The following is a 26,289-nucleotide window of genomic DNA, read 5'->3' as shown; positions in this document are numbered from 1 at the left end:
AAAATCACGTGGCTGGCAACGTGCTTATAGGGAGCTAGCCGATGTGCGGCACAGAACGAATACCCTAGCCTCTGGCGCATTTCGCCTATGGTTGAGACGGTGTTCAATCTCTGCCATAGGCGAATTTTGCCGCATCAAAGGGGCGTCAACGGCGTTGCGCCCCTCGACATCAACGAATTTTCACTAACGTACGCCCCGTGACCTGATTATTTAATAAATCGGCGGCGGTCGCAGGCACGTGTTCGAGCGTAATTTCGTGGGTTGCCTGCTGATAGAAGCTATCCGGCAAGATACCCGCCAGCCGTTCCCATGCAGATTGGCGACGGTGCAACGGTGTATGTACGGAATCTACCCCTTGCAAGCGCACGTTGCGCAGGATGAATGGCATAACGGTGGTGGGCAATTGATATCCCCCCGCCAGCCCACAGGCGGCCACGGTGCCGTTGTAATTCATCTGCGCCAATACGCGCGCAAGCAATTTATCGCCGACGGTATCTACCGCGCCAGCCCACAACTGTTTTTCCAGTGGCCGTGGGGTTTCGATATAATCACTGCGTGACAATATTTCTTTGGCTCCCAGCGATTTCAGATAGTCAGTATTACTTTCGCGCCCGCTGATGGCGGTCACCTGATAGCCCAGCGCGGACAGAATCGCGATCGCGGTGCTACCAACGCCGCCGCTGGCACCGGTGACCAATACGTTACCGTCATCGGGGCGGACGCCGCCATCTTCCAGCGCCATCACACAGAGCATGGCGGTGAAGCCCGCGGTGCCGAGGATCATCGCTTTTCGTTCGTCAAGCCCTTGCGGCAGCGGAACCAGCCACTCGCCAGAGACGCGAGCCTGCTCTGCCAAGCCTCCCCAGTGGTTTTCGCCCACGCCCCAACCTGTCAGCACCACACTTTGGCCTTGTTTGAAGCGCGGATCCTTACTGCTGGCCACGGTCCCGGCGAAATCAATGCCTGGCACCATCGGGAAGTTACGGACGATTTTACCTTTACCGGTGATCGCCAGCGCATCTTTATAATTGAGGCTAGACCAATTGACATCGACCGTGACATCGCCTTCGGGCAAGCGATCGTTGTCGATCTCCCGAACCTGGGCTACCGTATGATCGTCTTTTTGTTCCAATAACAGTGCGCGCATCTCGTTTCCCTCGCGTGAGTATTCATAATGTGAATGCTTTATTTGAGTTTATTTGACTATATGCATAATAGAAAATTGATGCCCTGATAAATGACAAAAAAATGCGGATAAAAGGTTTCATTCGCTTGCGAGGCTTGGTAGCTTGTGGGGCAGAACTCAAACTCCAAATCTTAGCTGCTGTAATCAGAAAAAACAGGCAGTTATCGATGAATAAAAACAGGGCAACGCGTTGGAGTTTTTGTACATAGCCGGCACATTTTTTTCTCAAAATGTGCACATTTACTTAACCATAGCGCACAAGGCACAGGGATGCGATTTACTACCAAACTCTCTGCATTGATTACCTTGCTCGTTGCATTGGCTATGTTCTTAATGCTGATAGGCTGCTCGTTCAGCTTTTTCTATGTCACTCAGGAGCGGATGGAGCGCCGGTTTGGCGCGTTGATGACATCGCTCGATCAAGCGATGTTGTTGGAAGCCCCGCCAGAGCAGGAGAAGTGGCTGCCTTTGGTGATGCGGCCATTAGGCGTTGTTGCAATCAGTGTTACGACCTCACGCAGTACCGTACTTGAGTATAAAATCTCGAGCGACGAAGCGCCATGGGATGCGCTGACAGGCTATCGTCAGGCATCTTTGCCTATGATGCAACACCCTGGCAGTTCGCTGAATATTACCTATATTGATTCCTTTGCTGGCGATATGCGCTCGCTGCATTCCACTCTGGCGGTGACGCTATCGATTATCTTGATGGTCGTCATTTTACTGTTTGGTCTGCGTTGGCTGCGCGAGCAAGCCGAAGGTGAAGATCGGTTGGAGTTGCGGGCGCGCCGTATCCTCAATGGTGAACGTGAGGAAGTGGCAAAAGGGGATATGCGCGAATGGCCTGCCAACGTTAGCGGTGCGATCGATCGGTTACTGAGTGACTTGGCGGAAGCGCGTGAAGAGCGCAGCCGGGTTGATACGCTCATTCGGGCTTTTGCCGCGCAGGATGCCAAAACCGGGTTGAACAATCGGCTGTTTTTCGACAATCAATTGACGACCCAATTAGAAGAAGACGGATCGCATGGGATTGTGATGATGGTACGGTTACCGGACTTCGATACCCTGCGTGAAACCCATGGCAACACGGCAGTGCAGGAACTGATGTATTCACTGGTAAACCTGCTGTCTACCTTTGTGATGCGCTACCCAGCCGCCCTGTTGGCGCGTTATTTCCACAGTGATTTTACCGTATTATTACCGCATCGTACGTTGAAAGAAGCGGATGGCATTGCCGCGCAATTAGTGAAGTCGATAGACACCATCCCCCCAACGGCGTTGATCGATCGCGAAACGTTTTTGCACATAGGTATTGTGGCGTACCGCGGCGGTCAAACCACCGAGCAGGTGATTGATTACGCTGAACAGGCTACGCGCCACGCCACGTTGCAGGGGGGAAACGGCTGGTACACCTATGATAGTCAGGTGCCGGAAAAAGGCCGGGGCAGTGTGAAATGGCGTACTTTGTTAGAGCAGATGCTGGCGCGTGGTGGTCCGCGCTTGTATCAAAAACCGGCGGTTACCGTTGACGGTGAGGTTCACCACCGGGAAATTATGAGCCGTATTTATGACGGTACTTTGGAATTATTACCGGCGGAATATATGCCGCTGGTGCAGCAGCTTGGATTAGCAGAAAGTTACGATCGCCAGCAGATGAGCCGTATTATTCCTTTACTGGCGTTATGGCCTGAAGAGACGCTGGCCTTCCCGCTGTGCGTGGATTCATTATTACAGCGTTCATTCCAGCGTTGGCTACGTGATACCTTACTGCAATGTGAAAAAAATCATCGGCGACGTATTCTGATTGAACTTGCAGAGGCAGATGTGTGTCAACATATCGATCGTTTGCGCCCGGTACTGCGATTGCTTTCAGGGTTGGGTTGCCGTTTGGCGGTTTCTCAGGCGGGGTTAACCGTGGTCAGTACCTCCTATATCAAATCGTTGCAGGTTGAAATTGTTAAGCTTCATCCTGGCTTGGTGCGGAGTATTGATCGGCGCGATGAAAATCAACTGTTTGTTCAAAGTCTGACCAGTGCCTGCAACGGCACCAGCGCGCAAGTGTTTGCTGCCAGCGTGCGTACACGTAATGAATGGCAAACGCTGAAGGAGCGTGGGATCCTTGGTGGACAGGGTGACTTTTTCGCATCGCCAGAACCGATCGACGTCGGGCGCAAAAAATATTCGCGTCGATATCGTGTTTAAGCTGAATATTTGAGTGATTTTTAACGTAGAATAGCCCGTCCTTTCCCGTAGTGCGTTGGTGGGCACTTACCATCGGTGGCAATCAGGGAAAATGTTAGATTTTATGAGCTGTGTTACGCCGTTTTGTGCGTTGACAGGGTGCTAAACTGAACCCGTGTTCAGGGAGTTCAGGACTCATCCCATTTCCGCGCATTTGTGCAGAAACAATACAGACTATTTTTCACCGAAGTAGAACGTTTTTGCGCCTTGTCGCTGCTTCGTGTGGTTGGTAAAGTAGGCGGATTTTATTTTCCGCCCCCAGCTTGCAGGATTATCCTTTAGTTATGTTTAAGAAATTTCGTGGCATGTTTTCTAATGACTTGTCCATCGACTTGGGTACCGCCAATACCCTGATTTATGTTAAAGGGCAAGGCATTGTACTGAATGAACCGTCGGTGGTTGCCATTCGCCAAGATCGTGCCGGTTCACCGAAGAGCGTTGCGGCCGTGGGTCATGATGCTAAACAAATGCTGGGGCGTACGCCTGGCAATATCGCAGCGATTCGTCCAATGAAAGACGGCGTTATTGCCGATTTCTTTGTGACAGAGAAAATGCTACAGCACTTCATCAAGCAAGTTCACAGCAATAGCTTCATGCGCCCAAGCCCGCGTGTGCTGGTGTGTGTGCCGGTTGGCGCCACTCAAGTTGAACGCCGTGCTATTCGCGAATCTGCCCAAGGGGCCGGTGCGCGAGAAGTGTTCCTGATTGAAGAGCCGATGGCTGCTGCGATTGGTGCGGGGCTGCCGGTTTCTGAAGCAACCGGCTCGATGGTGGTTGATATCGGTGGCGGTACCACTGAAGTGGCGGTGATCTCACTGAACGGTGTGGTTTACTCTTCTTCTGTACGCATTGGCGGCGATCGATTCGACGAAGCCATCATTAATTATGTGCGTCGTAACTATGGCTCACTGATTGGTGAAGCGACCGCTGAGCGCATCAAGCACGAGATCGGTTCGGCTTATCCTGGCGATGAAGTGCGCGAGATCGAAGTGCGTGGTCGTAACCTGGCTGAGGGTGTACCGCGTGGCTTTACCTTGAACTCCAACGAAATCCTCGAAGCCTTGCAAGAGCCGTTGACCGGTATTGTCAGCGCGGTGATGGTGGCGCTGGAACAGTGTCCGCCGGAGTTGGCTTCCGACATTTCCGAACGTGGTATGGTGTTGACCGGTGGCGGCGCGCTGCTGCGTAACTTAGATCGTCTGCTGATGGAAGAAACCGGTATTCCAGTCGTGGTCGCAGAAGATCCACTGACCTGCGTGGCTCGCGGTGGTGGTAAGGCGTTGGAAATGATCGACATGCATGGCGGCGATTTGTTCAGCGAAGAATAGTCAGCCACTGGAGGGAGGTATCATAATAGATGAATGCTGATGGCGTTCGTCTTCTAAGGTGCCTCCTTCTGTAGTCGAGGAACACGCATAATTTATGAAGCCGATTTTTAGCAGGGGGCCCTCCCTGCAGCTACGACTTTTTTTGGCGGTGATCGCGGCTATTGCCCTGATTATCGCCGACAGCCGGCTCGGTACGTTTGCTAAAATACGCAACTACATGGATACCGCTGTCAGTCCCTTCTATTTTTTGGCCAATGGGCCGCGTAAAGTTTTGGACAGCGTGTCAGAAACGCTGGCAACCCGCCAACAGCTTGAGCTCGAGAATCGCGCTCTTCGCCAGGAACTGCTGCTGAAAAACAGCGATATTCTTCTTCTTGGTCAATTTAAGCAGGAAAATGCCCGTTTGCGTGAGCTGTTAGGCTCGCCGCTGCGTCAAGACGAACATAAAATGGTCACGCAGGTGATCTCAGCCGGCTCAGATCCTTACAGCGATCAGGTGGTGATCGATAAAGGTTCCGACAATGGCGTGTATGAAGGCCAGCCGGTCATCAGTGATAAAGGCGTCGTTGGGCAGGTTGTGGCGGTAGCGAAAGTGACCAGCCGCGTGTTGTTGATTTGCGATGCGTCTCACGCGCTGCCGATTCAGGTGTTGCGTAATGATATTCGGGTTATCGCGGCAGGGGGCGGTTGTGCCGATGATTTACAGTTAGAGCATCTACCCGGGAATACCGATATTCGCGTTGGCGATGTGTTGGTCACTTCTGGCCTAGGCGGCCGTTTCCCCGAAGGTTATCCGGTGGCCGTGGTGTCTTCGGTCAAAGTCGATAATCAACGAGCCTATACCGTGATTCAAGCACGGCCGACAGCCGGTCTGCAACGTTTACGATACCTGTTATTGTTGTGGGGTGCCGATCGTGACGGCGAGGCGCCATTACCGCCTGCAGACGTACACCGCGTGGCAAATGAGCGTTTGATGCAGATGATGCCACATGTTTTGCCGCCAGCTGATGCCATGGGCCCTCCGGCACCGTTGCCTGCACCGTCGACCGGCTTAGCGGTTCCGCGGCCAGCGGCCGCAGCCGTGAAGCCTGGAGCTGCGCAATGAATCGCTATCGTAGCAATGGGCGCTGGATTATCTGGCTATCATTCCTGATCGCGCTAGTGCTGCAAATCATGCCTTGGCCGGAACAGATCTACATGTTCCGTCCTTCTTGGGTGGTGCTAATCCTAATCTATTGGGTCATGGCTTTACCCCACAGGGTCAATGTGGGAACAGGTTTCGTCTTGGGCTTGATCATTGATCTGATTCTTGGTTCAACGCTTGGCGTACGTGCGTTGGCGTTAGGCGTTATCGCTTATCTGGTGGCATTCAGATTCCAACTGTTCCGCAACATGGCCTTGTGGCAGCAGGCATTAATGGTGGTGCTATTGTCATTGGCGATGGACGTGATGGTGTTCTGGGTCGAGTTTTTGGTGATCAATGTCTCGTTCCGGCCAGAGGTATTCTGGAGTAGCGTGGTTAACGGCATTTTGTGGCCGTGGTTGTTCCTGCTGATGCGCAAAATTCGCCGTCAGTTCTCTGTACAATAAGGGGATTCATGACTTCACTCTATTTGGCTTCGGGTTCGCCACGTCGTCGTGAACTACTGACTTTGCTTGGTGTGCCGTTCGATATCATCCTGACTCATACCGAAGAACAACGCCAGCCAGGCGAAACGGCGCAAGCCTACGTGCGCCGTTTAGCGCAGGATAAGGCGCAGGCTGGAGTGCGCCTAGCGCCGGAAGCGCGGCCCGTGTTGGGGGCCGATACCATTGTCGTGCTGAATGGCCAAGTGTTGGAAAAGCCGCGTGATGAAGCGCATGCGGCAGAGATGCTGGCGTTGCTTTCCGGCAAGCAGCATCAGGTCATGACGGCCGTGGCGATCGCCGATCGGCACGATGTGTTATGTCAACGGGTGGTGACCGATGTGACCTTCCGCAATCTGTCGCAGCAGGATATTCGCGACTATATTGCTACAGGTGAACCGATGGATAAAGCGGGCGCCTACGGGATTCAAGGAAAGGGTGGTTGTTTCGTCAGAACGATAACCGGGAGTTATCACGCGGTGATGGGTTTGCCGTTGGTCGAGACACATGAGCTGCTCAGTAATTTTGTCGCATTACGTGATGTAAGAGCGAGCTGATGGACGTTGTGTTGGTCTGTCAATTGGCTCTGAGGAGAAGAGATGACAGCTGAGCTATTGGTAAATATCACACCGTCTGAAACGCGGGTTGCCTATATAGATGGCGGCATCCTGCAAGAGATCCACATCGAACGTGAATCCAAACGTGGCATCGTTGGCAATATCTATAAAGGGCGTGTCAGCCGGGTATTGCCGGGGATGCAAGCGGCCTTTGTCGACATCGGTCTGGATAAAGCGGCATTTCTGCATGCCTCGGATATTATGCCGCATACCGAATGCGTCGCCGGTGACGAGCGGAAAAACTTCCACGTTCGTGACATCGCAGAGTTAGTCCGTCAGGGGCAGGATCTGATGGTGCAGGTGGTAAAAGACCCGCTGGGCACTAAGGGGGCGCGTCTGACGACTGACATCACGCTACCGTCGCGCTATCTGGTCTTCATGCCAGGTGCCGCGCACGTCGGGGTGTCACAACGGATTGAAAGCGAAGCTGAGCGCGAACGGTTAAAGAAAATCGTCGGTGCCTACTGTGACGATCTCGGCGGATTTATCATCCGTACGGCGGCGGAAGGGATTGGCGATGATGAACTGGCGCAAGACGCTGCGTTTCTTAAACGTCTGTGGACCAAGGTCATAGAGCGTAAGAAGCGCAACAAGACCAAGTGCAAACTGTATGGTGAACTGGCGCTGGCGCAACGCATTCTGCGAGATTTCGCCGGTGCTGAACTCGATCGCATTCGGGTCGATTCACGGCTGACGTTTGAGTTATTGGTGGAGTTCACCGCCGAATACATTCCTGACATGAGCCGTAAACTGGAGTTGTATTCAGGCAGTCAGCCAATCTTCGATTTGTACGATGTGGAAAACGAAGTACAGCGCGCACTTGAACGCAAGGTTGAACTGAAATCAGGGGGTTACCTGATTATCGACCAGACCGAAGCCATGACCACTATCGATATCAACACCGGTGCCTTTGTGGGCCACCGTAACCTCGATGAAACGATTTTCAATACCAATACGGAGGCGACACAGGCAATTGCCCGGCAACTCCGTTTACGTAATTTGGGCGGCATTATCATTATTGATTTCATTGATATGAATAATGAAGATCATCGTCGCCGGGTATTACATTCGTTGGAGCAGGCGCTGAGCAAAGATCGCGTTAAAACCACCATTAATGGTTTCTCGCAGTTGGGGCTGGTCGAAATGACACGTAAACGAACGCGTGAAAGCATTGAACATGTGCTGTGTCACGATTGTCCTACGTGTAATGGTCGCGGTACGGTTAAAACGGTCGAAACGGTCTGTTACGAAATCCTGCGTGAAATCGTGCGGGTGCACCATGCTTATGATTCCGATCGCTTCCTGGTTTACGCGTCTGCCGCAGTGGGTGAAGCGCTAAAAAGTGAGGAGTCTCATGCACTGGCCGAAGTGGAGATCTTCGTCGGTAAGCAGGTGAAGGTGCAAATCGAACCGTTGTACAGCCAGGAGCAGTTCGACGTCGTCATGATGTAAGCTGCCGATGATGAGGGGCAGCCTGCAAAGCCCATAAATTCCCGTTGCCGGGCAGCGGAGGTAAGGAGATAGTGTGAGGCGACTGCCTGGGATATTGTTAGCAACAGGCGCCACGCTCATCGTAGTTGTGGCGTTGGTGGTTAGCGGGTTGCGCCTGATGCTGCCTGAATTGAATCAGTATCGCCCACAGTTACTTGCGAAAATCGAGGCCATTTCTGGCATACCGATTCAGGCAGGCTTTATGCAGGGAAGTTGGGAAACCTTTGGCCCAACGTTAGAGGTGCGCAATGTTCACGCCCAGTTACCGAAAGGTCAGTTGCAGATCGACCGTGTCACTCTCGCGCTGGACGTATGGCAATCTTTACTGCATTGGCGTTGGCAATTCCGTGACCTTACCTTTTATCAATTTCAACTCGATCTGGATACCACGCTGGGCGGCGAAGCGCATAAGGGCAGTACCGTTGAGCCGGGCACCATCAGCGATTTACTTCTGTATCAGTTCGACCATTTCGATTTGCGCAATAGCCGTATTTCTTTTCTGACCCCCTCAGGCTCGCGTGCCGAGTTTGCCATCCCGCAATTGACCTGGCTGAACAGCCACGAGCGCCACCGTGCCGAAGGGCAAATTAGTCTGTCGACCCTCAACGGCCAGCATGGTGTGGTGCAAGTTCGGATGGATTTGCGTGACAATCGCGGATTATTAAATACCGGCACGGTCTATATGCAGGCCGATGATATTGATATGAAACCGTGGTTCAGCCGCTGGTTGACAGCCAATACCGGCCTTAACAGCGCGGACTTCAGTCTGGCTGCCTGGCTGCAAATTGAAAACGGTGAGATATACGGCGGGCATGCGCTGCTAAAGCAGGGCGTGGCCAATTGGACGGTGGGTAAACAGTCACATCGGTTGGATGTCGATAATATGTCGTTGGCGATATCTCGCCGAGGCAACGGCTGGCAGGTAGATGTGCCGCAGCTCAACGTGAAGACGGACGGGCAAGCATGGCCGCAGGGCGCGTTGTCTGGCCTATGGCTGCCGGAAAATAACCGCTTTCTTGGCCCAGCGCAGGGGGAAGAGCTTCGTATCCGTGCCAGCGATATTCAACTGGAGCGATTAGAGGCGCTGTTGCCAACGTTCTCTTTCCTTAGCCCTGCGGTGCTCGAACGTTGGAGTGACCTGCAGCCAAAAGGGCAACTCGATGCGCTGGCGCTGGATATTCCGCTCAAACAGCCGGAGAAAACCCGTTTTCAAGCCCGTTGGCAGGATATGAGCTGGCAACCGTGGAAACAGCTGCCGGGGGTAAATCACTTCTCTGGCGAACTGAGTGGTGGAGTAGACAATGGCCGCCTGATACTGGATTTGCAAGACAGCACCTTGCCTTACGGTGAGACTTTCCGCGCGCCGCTGGCGGTCAGCAGTGCTAATGGTACGCTCTCATGGCAGCGCAACCCACAAGGCTGGGAACTGACCAGTCATAATCTGGACGTGAAAGCCAAATCACTGTGGGTCAAGGGAGATTTCCGTTATCAGCAACCGGTCAAAGGTGAGCCGAGATTAAGCATCTTAGCGGGGATACGGCTGTATGATGGCGCAGATGCTTGGCGTTACTTCCCCGAGCCGCTGATGGGAACCCACTTAGTCAATTACCTCAGCGACGCGATTCAAGGTGGGCAGGTCGACAACGCAACGTTAATTTTTTCTGGCGATCCACAGCATTTTCCATTCGAGAAAAATGAAGGCCAATTTGAGGTGTATGTACCGCTGCGTCATGCAACCTTCCAGTTCCAGCCGGGCTGGCCAGCGCTGACCGATCTGGCGATTGATCTCGACTTCCTGAATAACGGGCTGTGGATGCATGCGCCAGCGACCCAATTGGGCAAGGTCGACGGCAAGAACATTCGTGCGGCTATCCCTGATTATCTGAAAGAACGCTTGCTGATCGATGCTGATGTTACCGGGGCGGGGTCAGACATCCGCGATTATTTCAAACAGACACCGTTGGATGATTCGGTTGGCACTGCGCTGGATGAGTTGCAGGTGGGTGGTAATGTCAGTGGGCGCTTACATCTTGATATTCCCTTAAATGGTGAGGAAGTTGCGGCCAAAGGGGACGTGACATTGAATAACAATTCCCTGTTGGTCAAACCGCTGAGTAGCACTCTGGAGCAGGTGAGCGGCAAGTTTCGTTTCGCCAATGGCAACCTGGCTAGCGATACCTTGACGGCCAACTGGTTCGGCCAGCCCATCGCAGTGGATTTTACCACTCAGGAAGGCGCTAAGGATTATAAGGTGAACGTCGGCTTGAAAGGCAACTGGCAACCGAGCAAGTTCCCCGGGATACCGTCAGCGGTTGCCGAAGCGTTGAGCGGAAGTGCGCCGTGGAACAGCTCAGTTGCTATTACTCTGCCGCACAAGGGAACAGCGCGGTATGACATTGGCGTCACGGCTGACATGAAGAGTGTAAGCAGTCACTTACCCTCTCCACTAGCTAAACCGGCCGGTGAGCCGCTACCGCTGAATGTAAACGTGAAAGGTGGCCTAAATGGTTTTAACCTGACGGGCAACGTCGGTAAGCAGAATAATTTCAACAGCGAATGGTCGTTTGCTAAACAGCAGGTGACATTAACACGTGCGGCGTGGCGCAACGGAGCGGGTACGCCCCCCTTGCCGGAAAACCCGTCATTAACGCTCAATTTGCCGCCGCTAGACGGTGAAAAATGGCTGGGGCTGCTGGCTCCGGCCATGACATCGGGCAGCGCCAGCGGGAAGCTGGGCGGCATTCACTTTCCAAGCACCGTCGCGTTGACAACGCCACAGTTGCTGTTGGGCGGACAGGCGTGGCATAAGCTGCACTTGGCGGCACAACAACAGTTCGGCGGCGTTAATGTCACGGTCAACGCTGAGGAAGTCGAGGGTAGCTTGCACATGGCCGAACGCGGGCCGTGGCGAGCAGATATCCACTACCTCTACTACAATCCGCCGTTTGCTGACGAGAGCGGTGCCGCCAAAGTGACCGATCCGTTGGCGGTTGCTGAACGTGTTTCGTTCCGCGATTGGCCTTCCTTGATGTTACGTTGTCAATCTTGTTGGATCATGGGGCAGAAGCTTGGCAAAGTTGAGGCGGATCTGAACGTCGCTGGCGATACGCTGACGCTTGAACACGGCCTGATTGATACCGGCAAGGGGCGGATGACCGCGAGCGGTTTGTGGAAGCAGAACGATCAAGAAGAGCGTACTGCCCTGAAAGGTAAGCTGCTAGGCAGCAATATTGATGAGACGGCCCGTTTCTTTGGCATTGTCACACCGTTAAAAAATGCACCTTATGATGTTGATTTCGATCTGCATTGGCGTGGTCAACCGTGGCAGCCCAACATGAATACGTTCAACGGCACCATGCAAATTGATATCGGCAAAGGGGAGATCGACAGCCTGGGCGGCGGCCGTGCCGGGCAATTGCTGCGTTTGGTTAGCTTTGACGCCTTACTGCGCAAACTGCGGTTTGATTTCAGTGATACCTTTGGCAAAGGTTTTTACTTCGACTCTATTCGCAGCACCATATGGTCGAAAGATGGCATAATGCACACAGAAAACTTATTGGTCGACGGGTTGGCGGCGAATATCGCCATGAGCGGTCAGATCGATCTGGTAAAACGTCAGATTGATATGGAAGCCGTCGTCGCGCCGGAGATCTCAGCCACGGTAGGCGTCGCGACCGCATTCGTGATTAATCCTATCGTTGGCGCTGCGGTGTTTGCTGCTTCTAAGGTATTGGCACCGCTGTGGAACAAGATTTCACTGATTCGCTACCATATTAGTGGCAGTATGGATCAGCCGAAAATCAATGAGGTTTTGCGTAAGCCAAAAGAGGATAAGGCGTCATGAGAAATGCTAACGTTGCGTTGTTACAACTGTGCAGTGGCGAGCAGGTACGGGATAACCTGGCGCAAATTGAGCAGCAGATAAAGCAGCTCAATGCGGGGATTAAACTGGTCATGACGCCGGAAAATGCGCTGCTTTTCGCTGATGCGCAAGCCTATCGTCAACATGCGGAAACGGAAGGTGATGGCCCGCTACAGCAGGCCGTGCGTGAGTTGGCGCGCCGTTATCGCGTATGGTTGCTGATTGGCTCCATGCCATTGGTGAGCCGCGAAAACCCGCAGCGTATCACCACCAGCAGTGTGCTATTTGACGACCAAGGCGTTATTCGCGCCCGCTACGATAAATTGCATATGTTTGATGTCGATATTAATGATATGCACGCCCATTATCGGGAGTCGGATATTTATCAGTATGGCCAGCAGTTGAGTGTGGTGGATACGCCGGTGGGGCGTTTGGGTATGACGATATGCTACGATCTGCGTTTCCCCGGTTTGTTCCAGGCATTGCGGGAGCAGGGGGCGGAGTTGATTTCGGTGCCTGCGGCCTTTACCCGTGTGACCGGCGAGGCGCACTGGGAGATTTTGCTCCGCGCCAGAGCGATAGAAAACCAGTGCATAATACTGGCGCCAGCACAGGTTGGCCGTCACGGCCTGACACGTCGCACTTGGGGGCACTCGATGGCGGTGGACGGTTGGGGTAAGGTCTTGGCAGAAAACCCGGACGCCGTTTCTGCACTGAAGGTGCGCGTTGATACCGATGCGCTAAAGACGATTCGCGCTCAGATGTCGGTACAGCGGCACAATAGATTCCAAACGTCGCTCACTGCGCCGTTTGAAAATACATCCTCCAATAAGAGTGAATAATTATGAGCCTGACGCTTGTCAGTGAACACTTACTTGCTGCGAATAAGCTGAGTCATCAAGACCTGTTCGCTGTATTAGGGCAACTGGCTGAACGCCGCCTCGATTACGCCGATCTCTATTTCCAGTCCAGTTTCCATGAGTCATGGGTTATTGAAGACGGCATCATTAAAGACGGTTCTTACAACATCGATCAAGGCGTTGGCGTGCGTGCCGTCAGCGGTGAGAAAACCGGCTTTGCCTACGCAGACCAAATTACGCTCAATGCCTTGCAACAAAGTGCGCAAGCGGCGCGCAGTATCGTGCGTGAACAGGGAGACGGTAAAGTACGTACGTTGGGTGAAATTGTGCATCCCGCCATGTACTCGTTACTCGATCCGTTGCAAAGTTTACCGCGTGAAGAAAAAATCGCGTTGCTGCATCGAGTGGATAAAATCGCCCGTGCCGCCGATAAGCGAGTGCAGGAAGTCAGTGCTAGTATCACTGGCGTCTATGAGCAAGTGCTGGTAGCGGCCACTGACGGTACGCTGGCGGCGGATATTCGCCCGTTGGTGCGTCTTTCCGTGAGTGTTTTGGTTGAAGAAAACGGTAAACGTGAACGGGGATCGAGTGGCGGCGGCGGCCGTTTCGGGTATGACTATTTCCTAGAAAAGGTTGACGGTGAAACGCGCGCCGATGCGTTTGCCAAAGAAGCGGTACGGATGGCCTTGGTCAATCTTTCTGCGATCGCCGCGCCGGCTGGCGGTATGCCCGTCGTGCTGGGCGCAGGCTGGCCGGGCGTGTTGTTGCATGAAGCGGTCGGCCATGGTCTTGAAGGGGATTTCAACCGTCGCGGTACTTCCGTGTTCAGCGGCCAAATGGGCCAACTGGTGGCATCGGAACTGTGTACCGTGGTCGACGATGGCACCATGCAGGGCCGTCGAGGGTCGTTGGCGATCGATGATGAGGGCGTACCCGGTCAATACAACGTATTGATTGAGAATGGCATTCTGAAAGGTTATATGCAGGATAAGCTTAATGCGCGTCTCATGGGTGTCGCGCCAACGGGCAACGGCCGCCGTGAGTCTTATGCGCACCTACCGATGCCACGCATGACCAATACCTACATGCTGGCCGGTAAATCGACGCCGGAAGAGATTATTGCCAGCGTCGAATATGGCTTGTATGCGCCAAACTTTGGCGGTGGTCAGGTGGATATTACCTCCGGTAAATTTGTTTTCTCCACGTCGGAAGCCTATCTGATTGAAAATGGTCAGATCACCAAACCGGTGAAAGGCGCGACGCTGATTGGTTCAGGCATTGAAGCTATGCAGCAAATTTCGATGGTGGGTAACGATCTGGCGTTGGATAAAGGCGTGGGCGTGTGCGGTAAAGAAGGCCAAAGTTTGCCTGTCGGCGTTGGTCAGCCGACGCTGAAGCTGGATAATTTGACCGTTGGCGGAACCGCGTAATAGTTATCGTATCCATGAATATCAAGGGCGCACAGTGCGCCCTTTTTTACGATAGGAAAGAGGCTTAAGCGGCTTTCACGGTGTCAGCCAGAGCGTATTCATCACGTTCAGTTCTGCCAAACGCGACGGGTTGCAGCATTTGCGTGCTGTCTCTCAATAAAACGGTTTCGCTATCAAACGGTTGTAACAATAAATTAACCTCACTTCGTCAAATCCCTGCTCGCGAAATTGAGCTTATTCACGAAGAGAGGCATATATGTCATATCCAACAAGCAAACTTATCGGCCTGACGGGCTTTGCCAAAGCGGCTAAAGTGACCGGCGGATGGTCAGGTTCCGTGGTCAATATTAACACCCTCGAACAATTGAAAAGCAATATCGCCGATACCACACCGCGAGTGTTGGTGTTAAATAGTAATATTTCAGCCTCAAGCCTGACTAAAGTCTCAATGGGAGCGAATAAAACGCTGGTTGGATCTTTCCAGAACCGGGTCCTCAAAAATATTCATCTGCGGGCGACCCCTAGCTCGCAAAATATCATCTTGCAGAATGTCGTTTTCCAGCATTCTCAAGGGATTAATCAGAATGATGATATTCAGGTGTATCTCAACTACGGCAGTAAATATTGGATCGACCACTGTTCCTTTGTCGGGCATAGCTGGTCAGCAGATGATGGTAGCACGGATAAATTACTGTATGTAGGGGATAAAGCTGACTATATCACTATTAGTAATTGTTCATTTGCCAATCATAAGTATGGTCTGATTTTGGGACATCCGGCTGATGACAATAACCCGGCGTATAATGGTTATCCGCACCTGACTATTTGCCACTGCCATTTTGAAAATATGCAGGTTCGGGCGCCAGGCTTGATGCGTTACGGTTACTTCCATGTCTACAATAATTATATTAATCAATTCCAGTTAGGTTTTACGTTGGCGCAAAACGCTAATATTCTCTCCGAAAATAACTATTTCGGTGCCGGTAGTGAGCGTAACGGCATGCTGGATGATAAGGGTAACGGTACTTTTACTGATAAGGGCAGTATTCCTGCTATTACCAATCAGACATCGTCCCCAGCCAAATGGACTGCGTCGTCCAATTACAGCTATATACTGCAAACAACGGCGGAGGCAAAATCCTTTGCTGCCGCCAATGCAGGCGCGAAGCCCGGCTCGCTGGTTTTCGGTGGATAACCCTTTGTTGTTAATTTATTGTTAAAAGCTGCCAGCCATAAGACGTGGCCGGTAAACACAACGTCATCGTTCTATCCGTACTTAACGATGAATAGTGAGGTGGTGAGTGGATGAGGGGTTAACGATAGCCCTGATAAATCTCGCCAACTTTCTGAAAGTATTCAGTCAGATAATTAATGCAGACCTGTACCTTGAGCGGCATTTTGTCTTTTTCCGTGTAAAGTGCGTAGACGGGGCGCGGATCGGAGTGATAGCGTTTAAATAGGATCTCGATCTCGCCGCGTTTGATCTCTTCAATCACCCACATCAGAGGAACATAGGCGATACCCGCACCGGCTTTTAACCAGCGGATCATCGTTTGGGAATCATTAGTGACGAAGCGTCCTTGCGGCGAAATGCGCGTGCTGATGCCTTCCGGGGCGATCAGTTCGAATTGGCTGTCCGGCCTCACGCTGTATTCCAACCAAGAAAAATTCACCATGTCATTGGGTTTTTGTGGCGTGCCGAAGTGGGCCAAATAACTTTTGGCGGCGCACACCACCATTGGCATCGACCCGAGGCGTTTAGAAAACAGGCTGGAATCTTGCAGTGCGCCGACGCGGATCACCACGTCCAACCCATCTGCGATCAGATCCGGTGCTGGAATGCCGGTCACGAGGTTCACCGTCAGGCCGGGGTATTCTTTCAGCATATCGGCGGTCATCGTCGCCAATACATTTTGCGCCATTGTGGAAGAACTGCCAATGCGTAGACTACCGGTGGGAGTATTGTTAAACGCATAAAGTTGTTCGTGAACTTCGCTGACTTCCTGCAGCATACGGCGGCAACCTTGATAATAAATTTTACCGGCTTCAGTCAGACCAATGCTGCGTGTGCTGCGATTGAGCAGCTTCACTTGTAATTCATTTTCCAGTTTAGACACTGTTTGGCTGATGGATGAAACGCTCATGTCGAGCTGGCGTGCGGCGGCGGTAAACGAGCCACACTCAACGACTTTTGCGTACACCGACATCCGTTTAAGTCTTTCCATTGTTCACTCTGGCTTAAAAGTGATTTAGATCACAGATTGTTGATGCCTTGATAGTAAGCAGGCTAATATAATGCGTACAACGAAGTTTTGTGACGCCACCGTCGCTAATTATCCTCGCATTCCCATTCACGGACGTATGTCCTGAGTTTAACTCTTTTTCAGGTTTATGACCTGGACAACCTGTCTGGGAAACACCGTGTGGCGTTCTTCCGCTAGAATGTAAAGAGAATGTGAATGAGAATGAGAATAGTGCTTGTTCCCCGGCTAAGTAAACAATAAGGAAAACTTGATGAGTTTGCTTCCGGTTATGGTCATCTTTGGACTGTCATTTCCACCGATATTTTTTGAGCTGATTGTCTCGCTGGCGTTGTTTTTTGTGCTTCGCCGCCTATTACAGCCGACCGGGATTTATGATTTTGTCTGGCATCCTGCGCTGTTTAACAGCGCGCTGTATTGCTGCCTGTTTTATCTGATTTCGTGTCTTTTTATTTGAGGTCGCTGTGAAAAATTTTTCAATAAAAATAGCCAGAATCGCGATCACTTTGATTCTTGTTTTGCTGGGGATTATCGCCGTATTTAAAGCTTGGGTGTTTTATACCGAATCGCCTTGGACGCGGGATGCCAAATTTACTGCCGATGTGGTGGCGATCGCGCCGGATGTGAGTGGTTTGCTGACCCAGGTGCCGTTGCAAGATAACCAGTTGGTCAAGAAAGGCCAGGTATTGTTTGTTATCGATCAGCCGCGTTATCAACAGGCATTGGCAGAAGCCAACGCCGATGTGGCCTATTACAAGACGTTAGCCGCAGAGAAACGGCGCGAAGCCGGTCGCAGAATTAAACTCGGTATCCGGGCGTTGTCGCAGGAAGAGATCGATCAGGCGAATAACGTGCTGCAAACCGTGCAACATCAGTTATCGAAAGCGATCGCGGTACGCGATCTGGCAAAATTGGATCTGGAACGCACCACTGTGCGCGCCCCGGCCGATGGTTGGATCACCAATCTCAATGTGCACGAAGGGGAATTTATCACCCGTGGCTCAACCGCCGTGGCGTTGGTGAAAAAGAACACCTTCTATGTGCTGGCCTACCTGGAAGAAACCAAGCTGCACGGTTTGAGCAAAGGTGACAGGGTTGAAATTACGCCGTTGGGGAGCAACCGCATTATGCGCGGAACGGTGGACAGTATTGCGGCGGGGGTGAATAACAGCAGCAGTACCAACAATCCTAAAGGGCTGGCGGCCATCGACAGTAATCTGGAGTGGGTGCGTTTGGCTCAGCGTGTACCGGTGAAAATTATCCTTGATGCGGAAGACCAACAGCATCCTTATCCCGCCGGGACGACCGCGACCGTGGTGGTCACCGGTAAAGACGTGCGCCACAAGGATAAAAGCTCGCCTTTCGTGAGACTGATGCATCGGCTGCGTGAGTTCGGTTAATGAATAATCCCGTATTTATTCGCCTGAGGTTTGCCTTCAAGCTGAGTTTTGCGATTGTGTTCGCACTGTTTGTCGGTTTTCACCTCAACCTGGAAACGCCGCGTTGGTCAGCCATGACCGCTGCTATCGTCGCTGCCGGCCCGGCATTTGCCGCCGGTGGTGAACCCTTCTCTGGTGCAATCCGTCATCGTGGTTGGTTACGTATTATCGGCACGTTCATTGGCTGTTTTGTTGGCCTAATTATCATTGTGATGACCGCGCGTGCTCCGGTGGTGATGCTGTTACTGTGCTGCGCTTGGGCCGGTTTCTGTACCTGGGTTTCCTCGCTGATTAAAGTAGAAAACTCTTACGCGTGGGGTCTGGCTGGCTATACCGCCTTGATTATTATCGTCACCGTGGCGACCAGTGAGGCGCATCTGCTGGAGGCGCCTCAGTTTGCCGTGGAGCGCTGCAGTGAGATCGTGCTCGGTATCGTCAGTGCTGTGTTGGCCGATCTGATTTTCTCGCCACGTTCGATTAAACAAGATATCGATCGTACGGTGGATAAATTACTGGTGGATCAGTACAAACTGATGCAGATGTGTATCAGCAATGCGGAAAAAGAAGATATCGACCGCGCCTGGAGCAATTTGGTGAAAGGTGCGACGGCGCTGAACGGTATGCGTAGCAGCCTGATGTTGGAGTCTTCGCGCTGGCAGAAGGTGAACCGCCGCGTACGTGCGCTGCATACGCTATCGTTGACGCTGATTACCCAAGCATGTGAAACCTATTTAATCTTGCTTAATCATCCGAATGCGGTGAAAGAGAACGTGCGTGAACTGCTGATGGTACCCGCGGAAACGCCGCAGGCGATCCATAAGCGCCTGAAACTGTTGCGCCAAGTGTTGACCACCAATCGCACCGATGAAACGTTGTTAACCGTCACCAGTTGGGTCGGTGCCGCGACTCGCTACCTGCTGTTGTCCAAAGGTGTTCACACCAACAGCAGCATCAGCGCAGTGGAAGAGGGCGTATTGAGCAGTGAAGTGGTGGTCAAACCGACGTCGGCGGAAGGGCATCACGCAATGATCAATGGGTTGCGAACCTTCACCGCGACAGCGTTGGGGAGTTTGCTGTGGCTGTGGACTGGCTGGACATCAGGCAGCGGTTTTATGGTGATCATCGCGGTGATTACCTCACTGGCGATGCGTACGCCGAACCCGCGCATGGTGGGGTTGGACTTTGTCCTCGGTATGATGATGGCCGTCCCTATTGGCGCACTGTATTTTATGGTGATCATCCCTGCGACCCAGCAAAGTATTTTGTTGCTGTGCCTGAGTTTGGGGATACTGGCTTTCTTTATCGGCATTGAAGTGCAAAAACGGCGATTGGGCTCATTGGGTACGCTGGCGGGCACCATCAACATTTTGGTGCTGAGTAACCCCATGGAGTTCAATGTCACACAGTTTCTTGATGCATCACTCGGGCAGCTTCTTGGCAGTTGCGTTGGCCTGATGGTGTTGCTGTTGATTCGTGATAACTCGCGTGAACGTACCGGGCGTACCTTATTGAATCAGTTTGTCAGCAGCGCGGTGTCTGCGTTGACCACCAAAGCCGCCAAGCGCCATGAAAACCATTTGCCGGCGCTGTATCAACAATTGAATCAATTGCTGATGATGTTCCCCAATGACATTGCCAAGTATCGTTTGGCGCTGAATCTGATTATTGCGCACCAGCGTATGCAACGTGCCAATATTCCGGCGAGCGAAGAGTTATCGGTATTCCACAAGCAAATTCGTAAAACGGCAGATTGGGTGGTTAATGCCAAAAATGACGTCAAGCGCGCCTATTATTACGATCGGCTGTTGGATGAGATGAATGAATACCAGCAGAAGCTGGTGGAGAATCAGGCTCCGCTGAGTGTGACTGGGCCGGTGAAAAGGTTGGCAGATATGCTGCACCGCTATCGCCATGCCTTGATCGATTAATATTCGTGCACGGATGCTGCCGCAGAGTGCTGTGCGCGGCACTATACTGAATATCTGTAGGGCTTGCGTGTCAGCAGCGCCTGAAAGTGGCATCATTAGCACTGATGAACGTGCAGTGTCCGTCGTGTTGGCACTGTTTGAGAGTATGACAGCCGTGTACAGGTCACGGGAAGTGAAAACGTTACACATTGGTCATATTGAGTTCATAATATTCAGATATATAACTAACCAGCGAGTGGCATACCGTGTCACCCATGTCAGGGAAAGTAATGAATAAGCGAATTCTTGTCGCGGTGTTGATCGCCGTAATCATTGCCGGTTTTACTGCGTTGCGAGGTAATGGCGATCGGGTGATTGCGGATGTGCCGGCGGTGGCGGTAACGGACAGTATTGATCAACTGACGCAGCAAAAGCGGGTCGTGAGCTATCTCAAGCAGCATCAGCGTTTACCGAACTACTACATCAGCAAAAAACAGGCGCGAAATCAGGGATGGGATGCGCGTAACGGCAATTTATGTTCCGTCTTGCCGGGCAAAGCGATTGGTGGCGATCGTTTCTCAAACCGTGAGGGGCGCCTGCCCGCGACGCATAAGCGTGTCTGGCACGAGGCAGATATCAATTATCAATGTGGCCGGCGCGGTGCCGATCGCCTGCTGTATTCCAATGATGGTCTGATTTTTGTTACGCGTGACCATTATAAAACCTTCATTCGGGTGGAGTGAGCGTGATGGAAAAAGTAGAGTTTGATTTTAGCCAGATACTCGATCTACCGGCTTTCTACCGTGATTTTGCCGCTAAGTTCTCACTGGGCAACGAGTTTGGGGCTAATCTGGATGCGCTCTGGGACGTGGTGACGGGGGATATCGGATTACCGGTCGAGATTGAATTTATCAACCTCGATAACCGTCGTAAGCGTCGCTTTGGCGCGATCATTTTGCTGTTTGAAGAAGCAGAAGAAGAGCTGGAAGGCCGCCTGCATTTTAATATTCGTGAGGGCAGCAGCGCACCGGCGCATCATTAGGGATGAACGCTGAGGTTCATCCCATCATGCGGGCGGCGCTGCGGCCTTTCATTCTGCCGTCTCGGCCAGTTCACGCAGATATTGGAAGATCTGGCGATAAGCTTTAGGCGGCTTGTTGGCTGCCTTTTCTTTCTGGGCGTTACGTACCAGTGAGCGCAGCTGTTGGCGATCGGCTTCTGGGTAGAGATCCAGCACCGATGGGATCGCATCATCCCCTTCTTCCACCAGGCGGTCACGCAGTGTTTCCAGCTTATGAAACAGCGAAACCTGTTGGTTATGGCGGTTTTTCAGCTTGTCGAGCGCGGTTTGAATCGGTTCGACATCGCGGGCGCGCAACATTTTGCCAATCAATTGGATCTGGCGGCGGCGGCCTTCTTTTTTGATCTTTTGCGCCAGTTCAATGGCCGTGCGCAGATCTTCATCAAGCGGGATACGTTCCAGCGCGTTTTTCCCCAGTTCAACCAATTCGGTTCCTAGGTCTTTCAGCGCTTCTGCATCACGTTTGATTTCACTTTTACTCACCCAGATAATCTCGTCATCGTCCTCGTTGTTGTTCTCCGGGACTTCGTCGAGCCAGTCTTCAGGCTGTTTGTTCATGGTAGGCTCCGTTAAAAAGAGGCTAATCCTAACAGGTTGCTGCCTTTATGCGAAATTCCACGCAGTTCCTGTTAGACTCAAAGGCATTATTCATCTGATTTTGCGTGCCCGCTCGTTCCATCATGCCGGCACGGCACTTTTCTCAACGATTCTAATTATGGCAGATTGATGAAAGTAGAAACGACAGTGGCAGAACAGCGCAAGACGCTAGAACGAGCCGTTTCGCAGGCTCTGGAACTGGCAGGTGCCGATTCCGACGCGGCAGAAGTTGCCGTCACCAAAACCACCGGTATCAGTGTGAGCACCCGCTTTGGCGAGGTAGAAAACGTTGAGTTCAACAGCGATGGCGCTTTGGGTATCACCGTTTATTATCAGCAACGCAAAGGCAGTGCGTCATCGACCGATCTGAGCCCTGATGCCATTGCGCGTACCGTCAGAGCCGCGCTTGATATTGCACGTTATACTTCGCCGGATCCGTACGCTGGTCCGGCTGAAAAAGATCTGTTGGCGTTTGACGCGCCGGATCTTGATCTGTTCCATCCGGCCGAATTGGATGCCGAACGCGGCATTGAGCTGGCCGCCCGTGCTGAACAGGCTTCTTTGGCAGCAGATAAACGCATTACCAACACCGAAGGTGGCAGCTTTAACAGCCATTATGGCATTAAAGTGTTTGGTAATAGTCATGGCATGCTACAAAGTTATTGTTCCAGCCGTCATTCGCTTTCAAGCTGTGTGATCGCGGAACATCAAGGCGACATGGAACGCGATTATGCCTACACCATTGGCCGTGCGATGAGCGATTTAGCAAGCCCTGAGTGGGTCGGCGAAGAGTGTGCTCGTCGAACGCTCTCGCGTTTGGCTCCCCGCAAACTATCGACGATGAAAGCACCGGTACTGTTTGCCTCTGAAGTGGCGACTGGCTTATTTGGCCATCTGGTTGGGGCGATCAGCGGCAGCAGCGTGTACCGTAAGTCGACTTTCTTGCTGGATTCGCTGGGTAAACAGATCCTGCCGGAATGGCTGACCATTGAAGAGCATCCGCACCTGTTAAAAGGATTAGCGTCGACGCCGTTCGATAGCGAAGGGGTACGCACCCAACGCCGTGACATTGTCAAAGATGGCGTCTTGCAGACTTGGCTGTTGACCAGCTACGCGGCACGTAAGCTGGGCATGCATAGCACCGGCCATGCCGGTGGTATCCATAACTGGCGTATTGCCGGTCAGGGTAATGATTTTGCGGGTATGTTGAAACAATTGGGCACGGGATTGGTGGTAACCGAGCTGATGGGGCAGGGTGTCAGCGGCGTTACCGGTGACTACTCACGCGGTGCAGCTGGGTTCTGGGTAGAAAATGGCGAAATCCAATACCCGGTCAGTGAGATAACCATTGCGGGAAATCTAAAAGATATGCTGCGCAATATCGTGAGCATCGGCAGTGATATTGAAACGCGCAGTAATATCCAGTGCGGTTCAGTGCTGCTGCCAGAAATGAAAATCGCCGGCGAGTAATCGCCATGTTGGCCGGCGTTCGTCGGCCAGCGCTTTTCCACCCTCGCTTCCCCGTTTTAATCTTGTCTCTAGTCTAGAGACAGCATTGTCGTTTGCAAGATCATGGCGAACAGGTATGCCGGAAGGTCTGCTCCAGATAAGAGATGGACACGGCGTTACAGATTATCGCGAGTTATCGATCGGGGTTGTTGAGGTGCCGTGCGGCACAATCACTGTTACGGTACTGTGACATACAGGGCGGCGTTGTTGCCGCCCTTCGTAGCACGGATTAGTGATGCTCTCCTGCCGCTTCCGGCTGATACAGCAATTCCAGCACTTCGATCTGTGCTTCTTCGCCGTTCGGCAATGTCCAGTCAATCTTATTGCCGACGTGCATGCCGAGCAAAGCGGCACCTAACGGTGCCATAACCGAAAGCTGTTCGTTGCCATCCTGATGTGCACCCGGATACACCAACGTGCGCACATGTTCTTCGTTGGTATGCAGATCACGGAAACGTACGCGGCTGTTCATGGTGACAACATGCGCGGGGATCTGGGCCGGCGGTAGGATTTCAGCGCGATCCAGCTCGGCGTTCAGCGTAGCGGCGACGTCGCTATTGGCATAGGCTGGCTTTTCCAATAACGCATCCAGGCGTTCCGCATCCAGCTCATTAATAGTAATGGTTGGTTTGGTCATTCCACTCTCCAGTAACCTCACAGGGCGATAGTTCATACGCCCAAGCAAATTCAGAACACAATACAAAGCAACACCCCCGCGCCGTTGGGAGCGGGGGTGTTGGAAATGTCAGTTTGTCCTTCAGATAGTAGGCGGTTCGCGACGGAAAAGAAAGAGATCTCGATCACGAACTTCTTGCTGGCGGCAGTGCCTTCGAAAAATGTTCGCCGTGTTATCTGTTTGTATGTTGATTCATTTTTTTGCCAGGAATCTATTTTGCGAATTGGATCTCTGACAATCACCCGATTTCCACTTTGAACTGGAAAAAAATACGCTACACACATCCTGAGAGTGGGGTTAGGGTAAAGCCATCAGATAAAAAAGGTTATTCAGGAGTAACGGAAAGTGAATGAAGGGGCAACGTCGGTAAAAACAGAACAGGCTGATATTGATCAAGCGGCAGAAATAACGGCACAGGTATTGTCTGATATTACCACTATGTTAAATGAAGAGAATATTTATACTAATGCCGTGCAACAACAAATGCTGGAGTCACATATTTTGGCCATGGTGTTGCGCTCCATTACTGGTGAACCTTTACCAGAGGTGGATAAATCATTGTTTGACGAAATATCAGAAGACTCAATGAAAATGGCGCAGCGAGTGGTCAATCAATTTAACACGCTGCCGATCGAAGAGGCCTATTTGTTGTCTGTGCATTTTGAAGTGGCAAAAGATAATAACCAATAAACATCCATCAAATTAAATCAGGAGAATACATCATGGGTCAAATTACCGTTGTGATCGGCGATCGTTTGGGTAAAGGTCAGAAAGTAGGGCAAGGTGTTGAAAGTGCAGGTGGAAAAGCCGTAGTCATTCCCGGCGTAGCGGCGGATATGAAACTCGGCGACGTGATGAAAGCTGAAAATGCGCAGTTGGGTATTTCTTTCTGCGGTAGCGGCGGTGCCGGTGCCATTACGGCACAAACCAAATATGGTTATAAAGCAAAATACGGCATGCGTTCCATTGATGAAGGTGTCACTGCAATTAACGAAGGCTGTAACGTGCTGGGCTTTGGTTTTATGGATAAAGAAGAACTGGGGCAAAAATTGGTGGAAGCCTACGTTAAAAAATATGGCGTAGCATAATGAAAGAAAGTTATACCACCTCAGTAACCGTTGCGGGTAAAGGCGACAGCAAAGCGAAAGCCTTTGCTTCCGCTTTGGCAAACGTTCAGGGCGCGGTATTAAAATCTACCAATAATATTCTGCTGCGTATCGAACCGCAGGACATCAGCGTATTAAAAGCGGAGGAGAAAATAACCCGCGAAAGGTTTCTTTTCTTTTTTTTGCCGCGTGAAAGAAAAAGTTATGCCGTTTCTCTGGAAGTGACCGTAAATGTGATCATCATCAACACAGAACAGGTTGTTTTCACCTCGAAATAATAAGGGCAGACTCATGTTCCTCATAATTTTATTTAAGTCGATTATTATCGGCGGGCTGGTGGGCGTTGGCGTGGGTGCCGGTGCTGCTCGTATGTTCCATGCTCCGACGACACAGGGTATGGGTGCTTTTCGCACCCTTGGCGAGTTGAATTCTTGCGAAGGCGATCCGGCTTCACACTTCTCCTTTGGTCTGGGTTTCTTCTTTAACGCTTGGGCATCATCAGTGGCGGCGGGGGCCTTCACGCAAGATGTTGATCACCGCATCATCCCTAACTGGGGCGCGGCTGCGTTGATGATCAAAAATCGTAACGTGGCACAAACGCTGCACGATCCGAAAAAAATGGCTATCGCCTGCGGCATCATCGGCATGGTGGTGGTGGCTTTCCTTAACTCTACCGCCTCGGCGGTGCCGGCTGCGTTGCAGGTCACGGCCATCAAGGTGTTGGTGCCTGCCGCTAACCTGTTGGTGAACATCGTGATGCCGGTAATTTTCTGGTTGGCAGCGATTGATGCCGGTAAACGTTCCGGTTTTTGGGGCACGATTTTCGGCGGTCTGGCGCAGTTGATCATGGGTAACGCCGTGCCGGGGTTGGTACTGGGGATTTTGATTGGCAAGGGCGTAGAAGAAAGCGGTTGGAATAAAGTCACCAAAATCATGATGTCAGTGATCGTATTGCTGTTCGTGTTGAGTGGTTTCTTCCGCGGCTTTGATATGCAACTTCTGGAGTCCTTCCGCCTAGGTGTTCCTGGCTGGTTGGATGCCATTCACAACACCCTGGGTGGTAAATAAGGCG

24 protein-coding genes are annotated in these 26,289 nt (G+C 52.0%); 20 read left to right on the top strand and 4 right to left on the bottom strand.

Annotation, left to right across the window (positions count from 1 at the left end; all coding sequences use genetic code 11):
• Positions 1 to 169: 169 nt before the first annotated feature.
• Positions 170 to 1,147, bottom strand: coding sequence for an MDR family oxidoreductase (locus tag ACQKDS_RS16645; RefSeq protein ID WP_399672619.1), 978 nt, complete (start codon positions 1,145 to 1,147; stop codon positions 170 to 172).
• 309 nt (positions 1,148 to 1,456) lie between these two features.
• Here ACQKDS_RS16645 and csrD point away from each other — a divergent pair, with 309 nt between their 5' ends.
• From csrD to ACQKDS_RS16595, 10 genes are all read left to right on the top strand, one after another.
• Complete coding sequence (gene csrD, locus ACQKDS_RS16640; protein WP_399672617.1) at positions 1,457 to 3,388, top strand: RNase E specificity factor CsrD; 1,932 nt, start codon at positions 1,457 to 1,459, stop codon at positions 3,386 to 3,388.
• Between the two features lie 323 nt (positions 3,389 to 3,711).
• Complete coding sequence (gene mreB, locus ACQKDS_RS16635; protein ID WP_003855260.1) at positions 3,712 to 4,755, top strand: rod shape-determining protein MreB; 1,044 nt, start codon at positions 3,712 to 3,714, stop codon at positions 4,753 to 4,755.
• Positions 4,756 to 4,849: 94 nt separating this feature from the next.
• Positions 4,850 to 5,860 (top strand): rod shape-determining protein MreC, encoded by a 1,011-nt coding sequence (mreC, locus tag ACQKDS_RS16630; RefSeq protein WP_399672615.1) that lies wholly within the window; start codon positions 4,850 to 4,852, stop codon positions 5,858 to 5,860.
• Positions 5,857 to 6,345, top strand: coding sequence for a rod shape-determining protein MreD (mreD, locus tag ACQKDS_RS16625; protein WP_399672613.1), 489 nt, complete (start codon positions 5,857 to 5,859; stop codon positions 6,343 to 6,345). The genes mreC and mreD overlap by 4 nt, the downstream gene beginning before the upstream one ends.
• An 8-nt stretch (positions 6,346 to 6,353) precedes the next feature.
• Positions 6,354 to 6,938: a Maf family protein gene (locus ACQKDS_RS16620; protein ID WP_399672611.1), complete on the top strand. Its 585-nt coding sequence runs from the start codon at positions 6,354 to 6,356 to the stop codon at positions 6,936 to 6,938.
• 42 nt (positions 6,939 to 6,980) lie between these two features.
• Positions 6,981 to 8,450 (top strand): ribonuclease G, encoded by a 1,470-nt coding sequence (gene rng / locus ACQKDS_RS16615; RefSeq protein ID WP_399672609.1) that lies wholly within the window; start codon positions 6,981 to 6,983, stop codon positions 8,448 to 8,450.
• A 73-nt stretch (positions 8,451 to 8,523) separates the two neighbouring features.
• Positions 8,524 to 12,333: an AsmA2 domain-containing protein YhdP gene (gene yhdP, locus ACQKDS_RS16610; RefSeq protein ID WP_399672607.1), complete on the top strand. Its 3,810-nt coding sequence runs from the start codon at positions 8,524 to 8,526 to the stop codon at positions 12,331 to 12,333.
• Positions 12,330 to 13,193: a deaminated glutathione amidase gene (gene nit1, locus ACQKDS_RS16605; protein WP_399672605.1), complete on the top strand. Its 864-nt coding sequence runs from the start codon at positions 12,330 to 12,332 to the stop codon at positions 13,191 to 13,193. The genes yhdP and nit1 overlap by 4 nt, the downstream gene beginning before the upstream one ends.
• Positions 13,194 to 13,195: 2 nt before the next feature.
• On the top strand, positions 13,196 to 14,641 hold the full coding sequence (tldD, locus tag ACQKDS_RS16600) for a metalloprotease TldD (RefSeq protein WP_399672603.1): 1,446 nt from the start codon (positions 13,196 to 13,198) through the stop codon (positions 14,639 to 14,641).
• Positions 14,642 to 14,897: 256 nt separating this feature from the next.
• Positions 14,898 to 15,836: a pectate lyase gene (locus tag ACQKDS_RS16595; RefSeq protein ID WP_399672600.1), complete on the top strand. Its 939-nt coding sequence runs from the start codon at positions 14,898 to 14,900 to the stop codon at positions 15,834 to 15,836.
• 118 nt (positions 15,837 to 15,954) lie between these two features.
• On the opposite strand, the gene aaeR is transcribed toward ACQKDS_RS16595, so the two are convergent.
• The gene (gene aaeR, locus ACQKDS_RS16590; protein WP_399672598.1) at positions 15,955 to 16,866 is read right to left on the bottom strand and encodes an HTH-type transcriptional activator AaeR; all 912 of its coding nucleotides are present in this window, start codon (positions 16,864 to 16,866) and stop codon (positions 15,955 to 15,957) included.
• A 289-nt stretch (positions 16,867 to 17,155) separates the two neighbouring features.
• On the opposite strand from aaeR, the gene aaeX reads away from it, so the two are divergent.
• The 5 genes from aaeX (at position 17,156) to ACQKDS_RS16565 (ending at position 21,290) form a co-directional block, all read left to right on the top strand.
• On the top strand, positions 17,156 to 17,359 hold the full coding sequence (gene aaeX / locus ACQKDS_RS16585; RefSeq protein ID WP_399672596.1) for a p-hydroxybenzoic acid efflux pump operon protein AaeX: 204 nt from the start codon (positions 17,156 to 17,158) through the stop codon (positions 17,357 to 17,359).
• Positions 17,360 to 17,366: 7 nt separating this feature from the next.
• Positions 17,367 to 18,302: a p-hydroxybenzoic acid efflux pump subunit AaeA gene (gene aaeA / locus ACQKDS_RS16580; protein WP_399672594.1), complete on the top strand. Its 936-nt coding sequence runs from the start codon at positions 17,367 to 17,369 to the stop codon at positions 18,300 to 18,302.
• The gene (aaeB, locus tag ACQKDS_RS16575; protein WP_399672592.1) at positions 18,302 to 20,269 is read left to right on the top strand and encodes a p-hydroxybenzoic acid efflux pump subunit AaeB; all 1,968 of its coding nucleotides are present in this window, start codon (positions 18,302 to 18,304) and stop codon (positions 20,267 to 20,269) included. The genes aaeA and aaeB overlap by 1 nt, the downstream gene beginning before the upstream one ends.
• 269 nt (positions 20,270 to 20,538) lie before the next feature.
• Complete coding sequence (locus ACQKDS_RS16570) at positions 20,539 to 20,991, top strand: ribonuclease (RefSeq protein WP_399672590.1); 453 nt, start codon at positions 20,539 to 20,541, stop codon at positions 20,989 to 20,991.
• A 5-nt stretch (positions 20,992 to 20,996) separates the two neighbouring features.
• Positions 20,997 to 21,290, top strand: coding sequence for a barstar family protein (locus tag ACQKDS_RS16565; RefSeq protein WP_399672695.1), 294 nt, complete (start codon positions 20,997 to 20,999; stop codon positions 21,288 to 21,290).
• 48 nt (positions 21,291 to 21,338) lie between these two features.
• Here the strand turns inward: ACQKDS_RS16565 and yjgA are convergent, their stop codons facing one another.
• Positions 21,339 to 21,887: a ribosome biogenesis factor YjgA gene (gene yjgA, locus ACQKDS_RS16560; protein ID WP_399672588.1), complete on the bottom strand. Its 549-nt coding sequence runs from the start codon at positions 21,885 to 21,887 to the stop codon at positions 21,339 to 21,341.
• A 168-nt stretch (positions 21,888 to 22,055) separates the two neighbouring features.
• Between yjgA and pmbA the strand changes: the two genes are divergently transcribed.
• Positions 22,056 to 23,396, top strand: a complete 1,341-nt coding sequence (gene pmbA / locus ACQKDS_RS16555; protein ID WP_399672586.1) for a metalloprotease PmbA — start codon at positions 22,056 to 22,058, stop codon at positions 23,394 to 23,396.
• Positions 23,397 to 23,664: 268 nt separating this feature from the next.
• On the opposite strand, the gene rnk is transcribed toward pmbA, so the two are convergent.
• Entirely contained in the window at positions 23,665 to 24,072 is a 408-nt protein-coding gene (gene rnk / locus ACQKDS_RS16550) for a nucleoside diphosphate kinase regulator (protein WP_399672584.1), read from the bottom strand.
• Positions 24,073 to 24,498: 426 nt separating this feature from the next.
• Here rnk and ACQKDS_RS16545 point away from each other — a divergent pair, with 426 nt between their 5' ends.
• The 4 genes from ACQKDS_RS16545 to ACQKDS_RS16530 are packed head-to-tail and all read left to right on the top strand — an operon-like array spanning position 24,499 to position 26,285.
• Positions 24,499 to 24,801 (top strand): glycine dehydrogenase, encoded by a 303-nt coding sequence (locus ACQKDS_RS16545; RefSeq protein WP_399672693.1) that lies wholly within the window; start codon positions 24,499 to 24,501, stop codon positions 24,799 to 24,801.
• A gap of 32 nt (positions 24,802 to 24,833) precedes the next feature.
• Positions 24,834 to 25,199 (top strand): SFCGS family glycine-rich protein, encoded by a 366-nt coding sequence (locus ACQKDS_RS16540; protein WP_399672582.1) that lies wholly within the window; start codon positions 24,834 to 24,836, stop codon positions 25,197 to 25,199.
• Complete coding sequence (locus tag ACQKDS_RS16535; protein ID WP_399672580.1) at positions 25,199 to 25,495, top strand: DUF4312 family protein; 297 nt, start codon at positions 25,199 to 25,201, stop codon at positions 25,493 to 25,495. Before ACQKDS_RS16540 ends, ACQKDS_RS16535 begins: the two co-directional genes overlap by 1 nt.
• Before the next feature lie 13 nt (positions 25,496 to 25,508).
• On the top strand, positions 25,509 to 26,285 hold the full coding sequence (locus tag ACQKDS_RS16530) for a DUF4311 domain-containing protein (protein ID WP_399672578.1): 777 nt from the start codon (positions 25,509 to 25,511) through the stop codon (positions 26,283 to 26,285).
• Positions 26,286 to 26,289 lie beyond the last annotated feature (4 nt).

Origin of the sequence: Serratia sp. NPDC078593 (assembly GCF_050268245.1) — a bacterium.
GTDB lineage: Bacteria > Pseudomonadota > Gammaproteobacteria > Enterobacterales > Enterobacteriaceae > JBNNGK01.
Note: the sequence above shows the minus strand (reverse complement) of the source record. Positions and strands in the feature narration are given on the sequence as shown.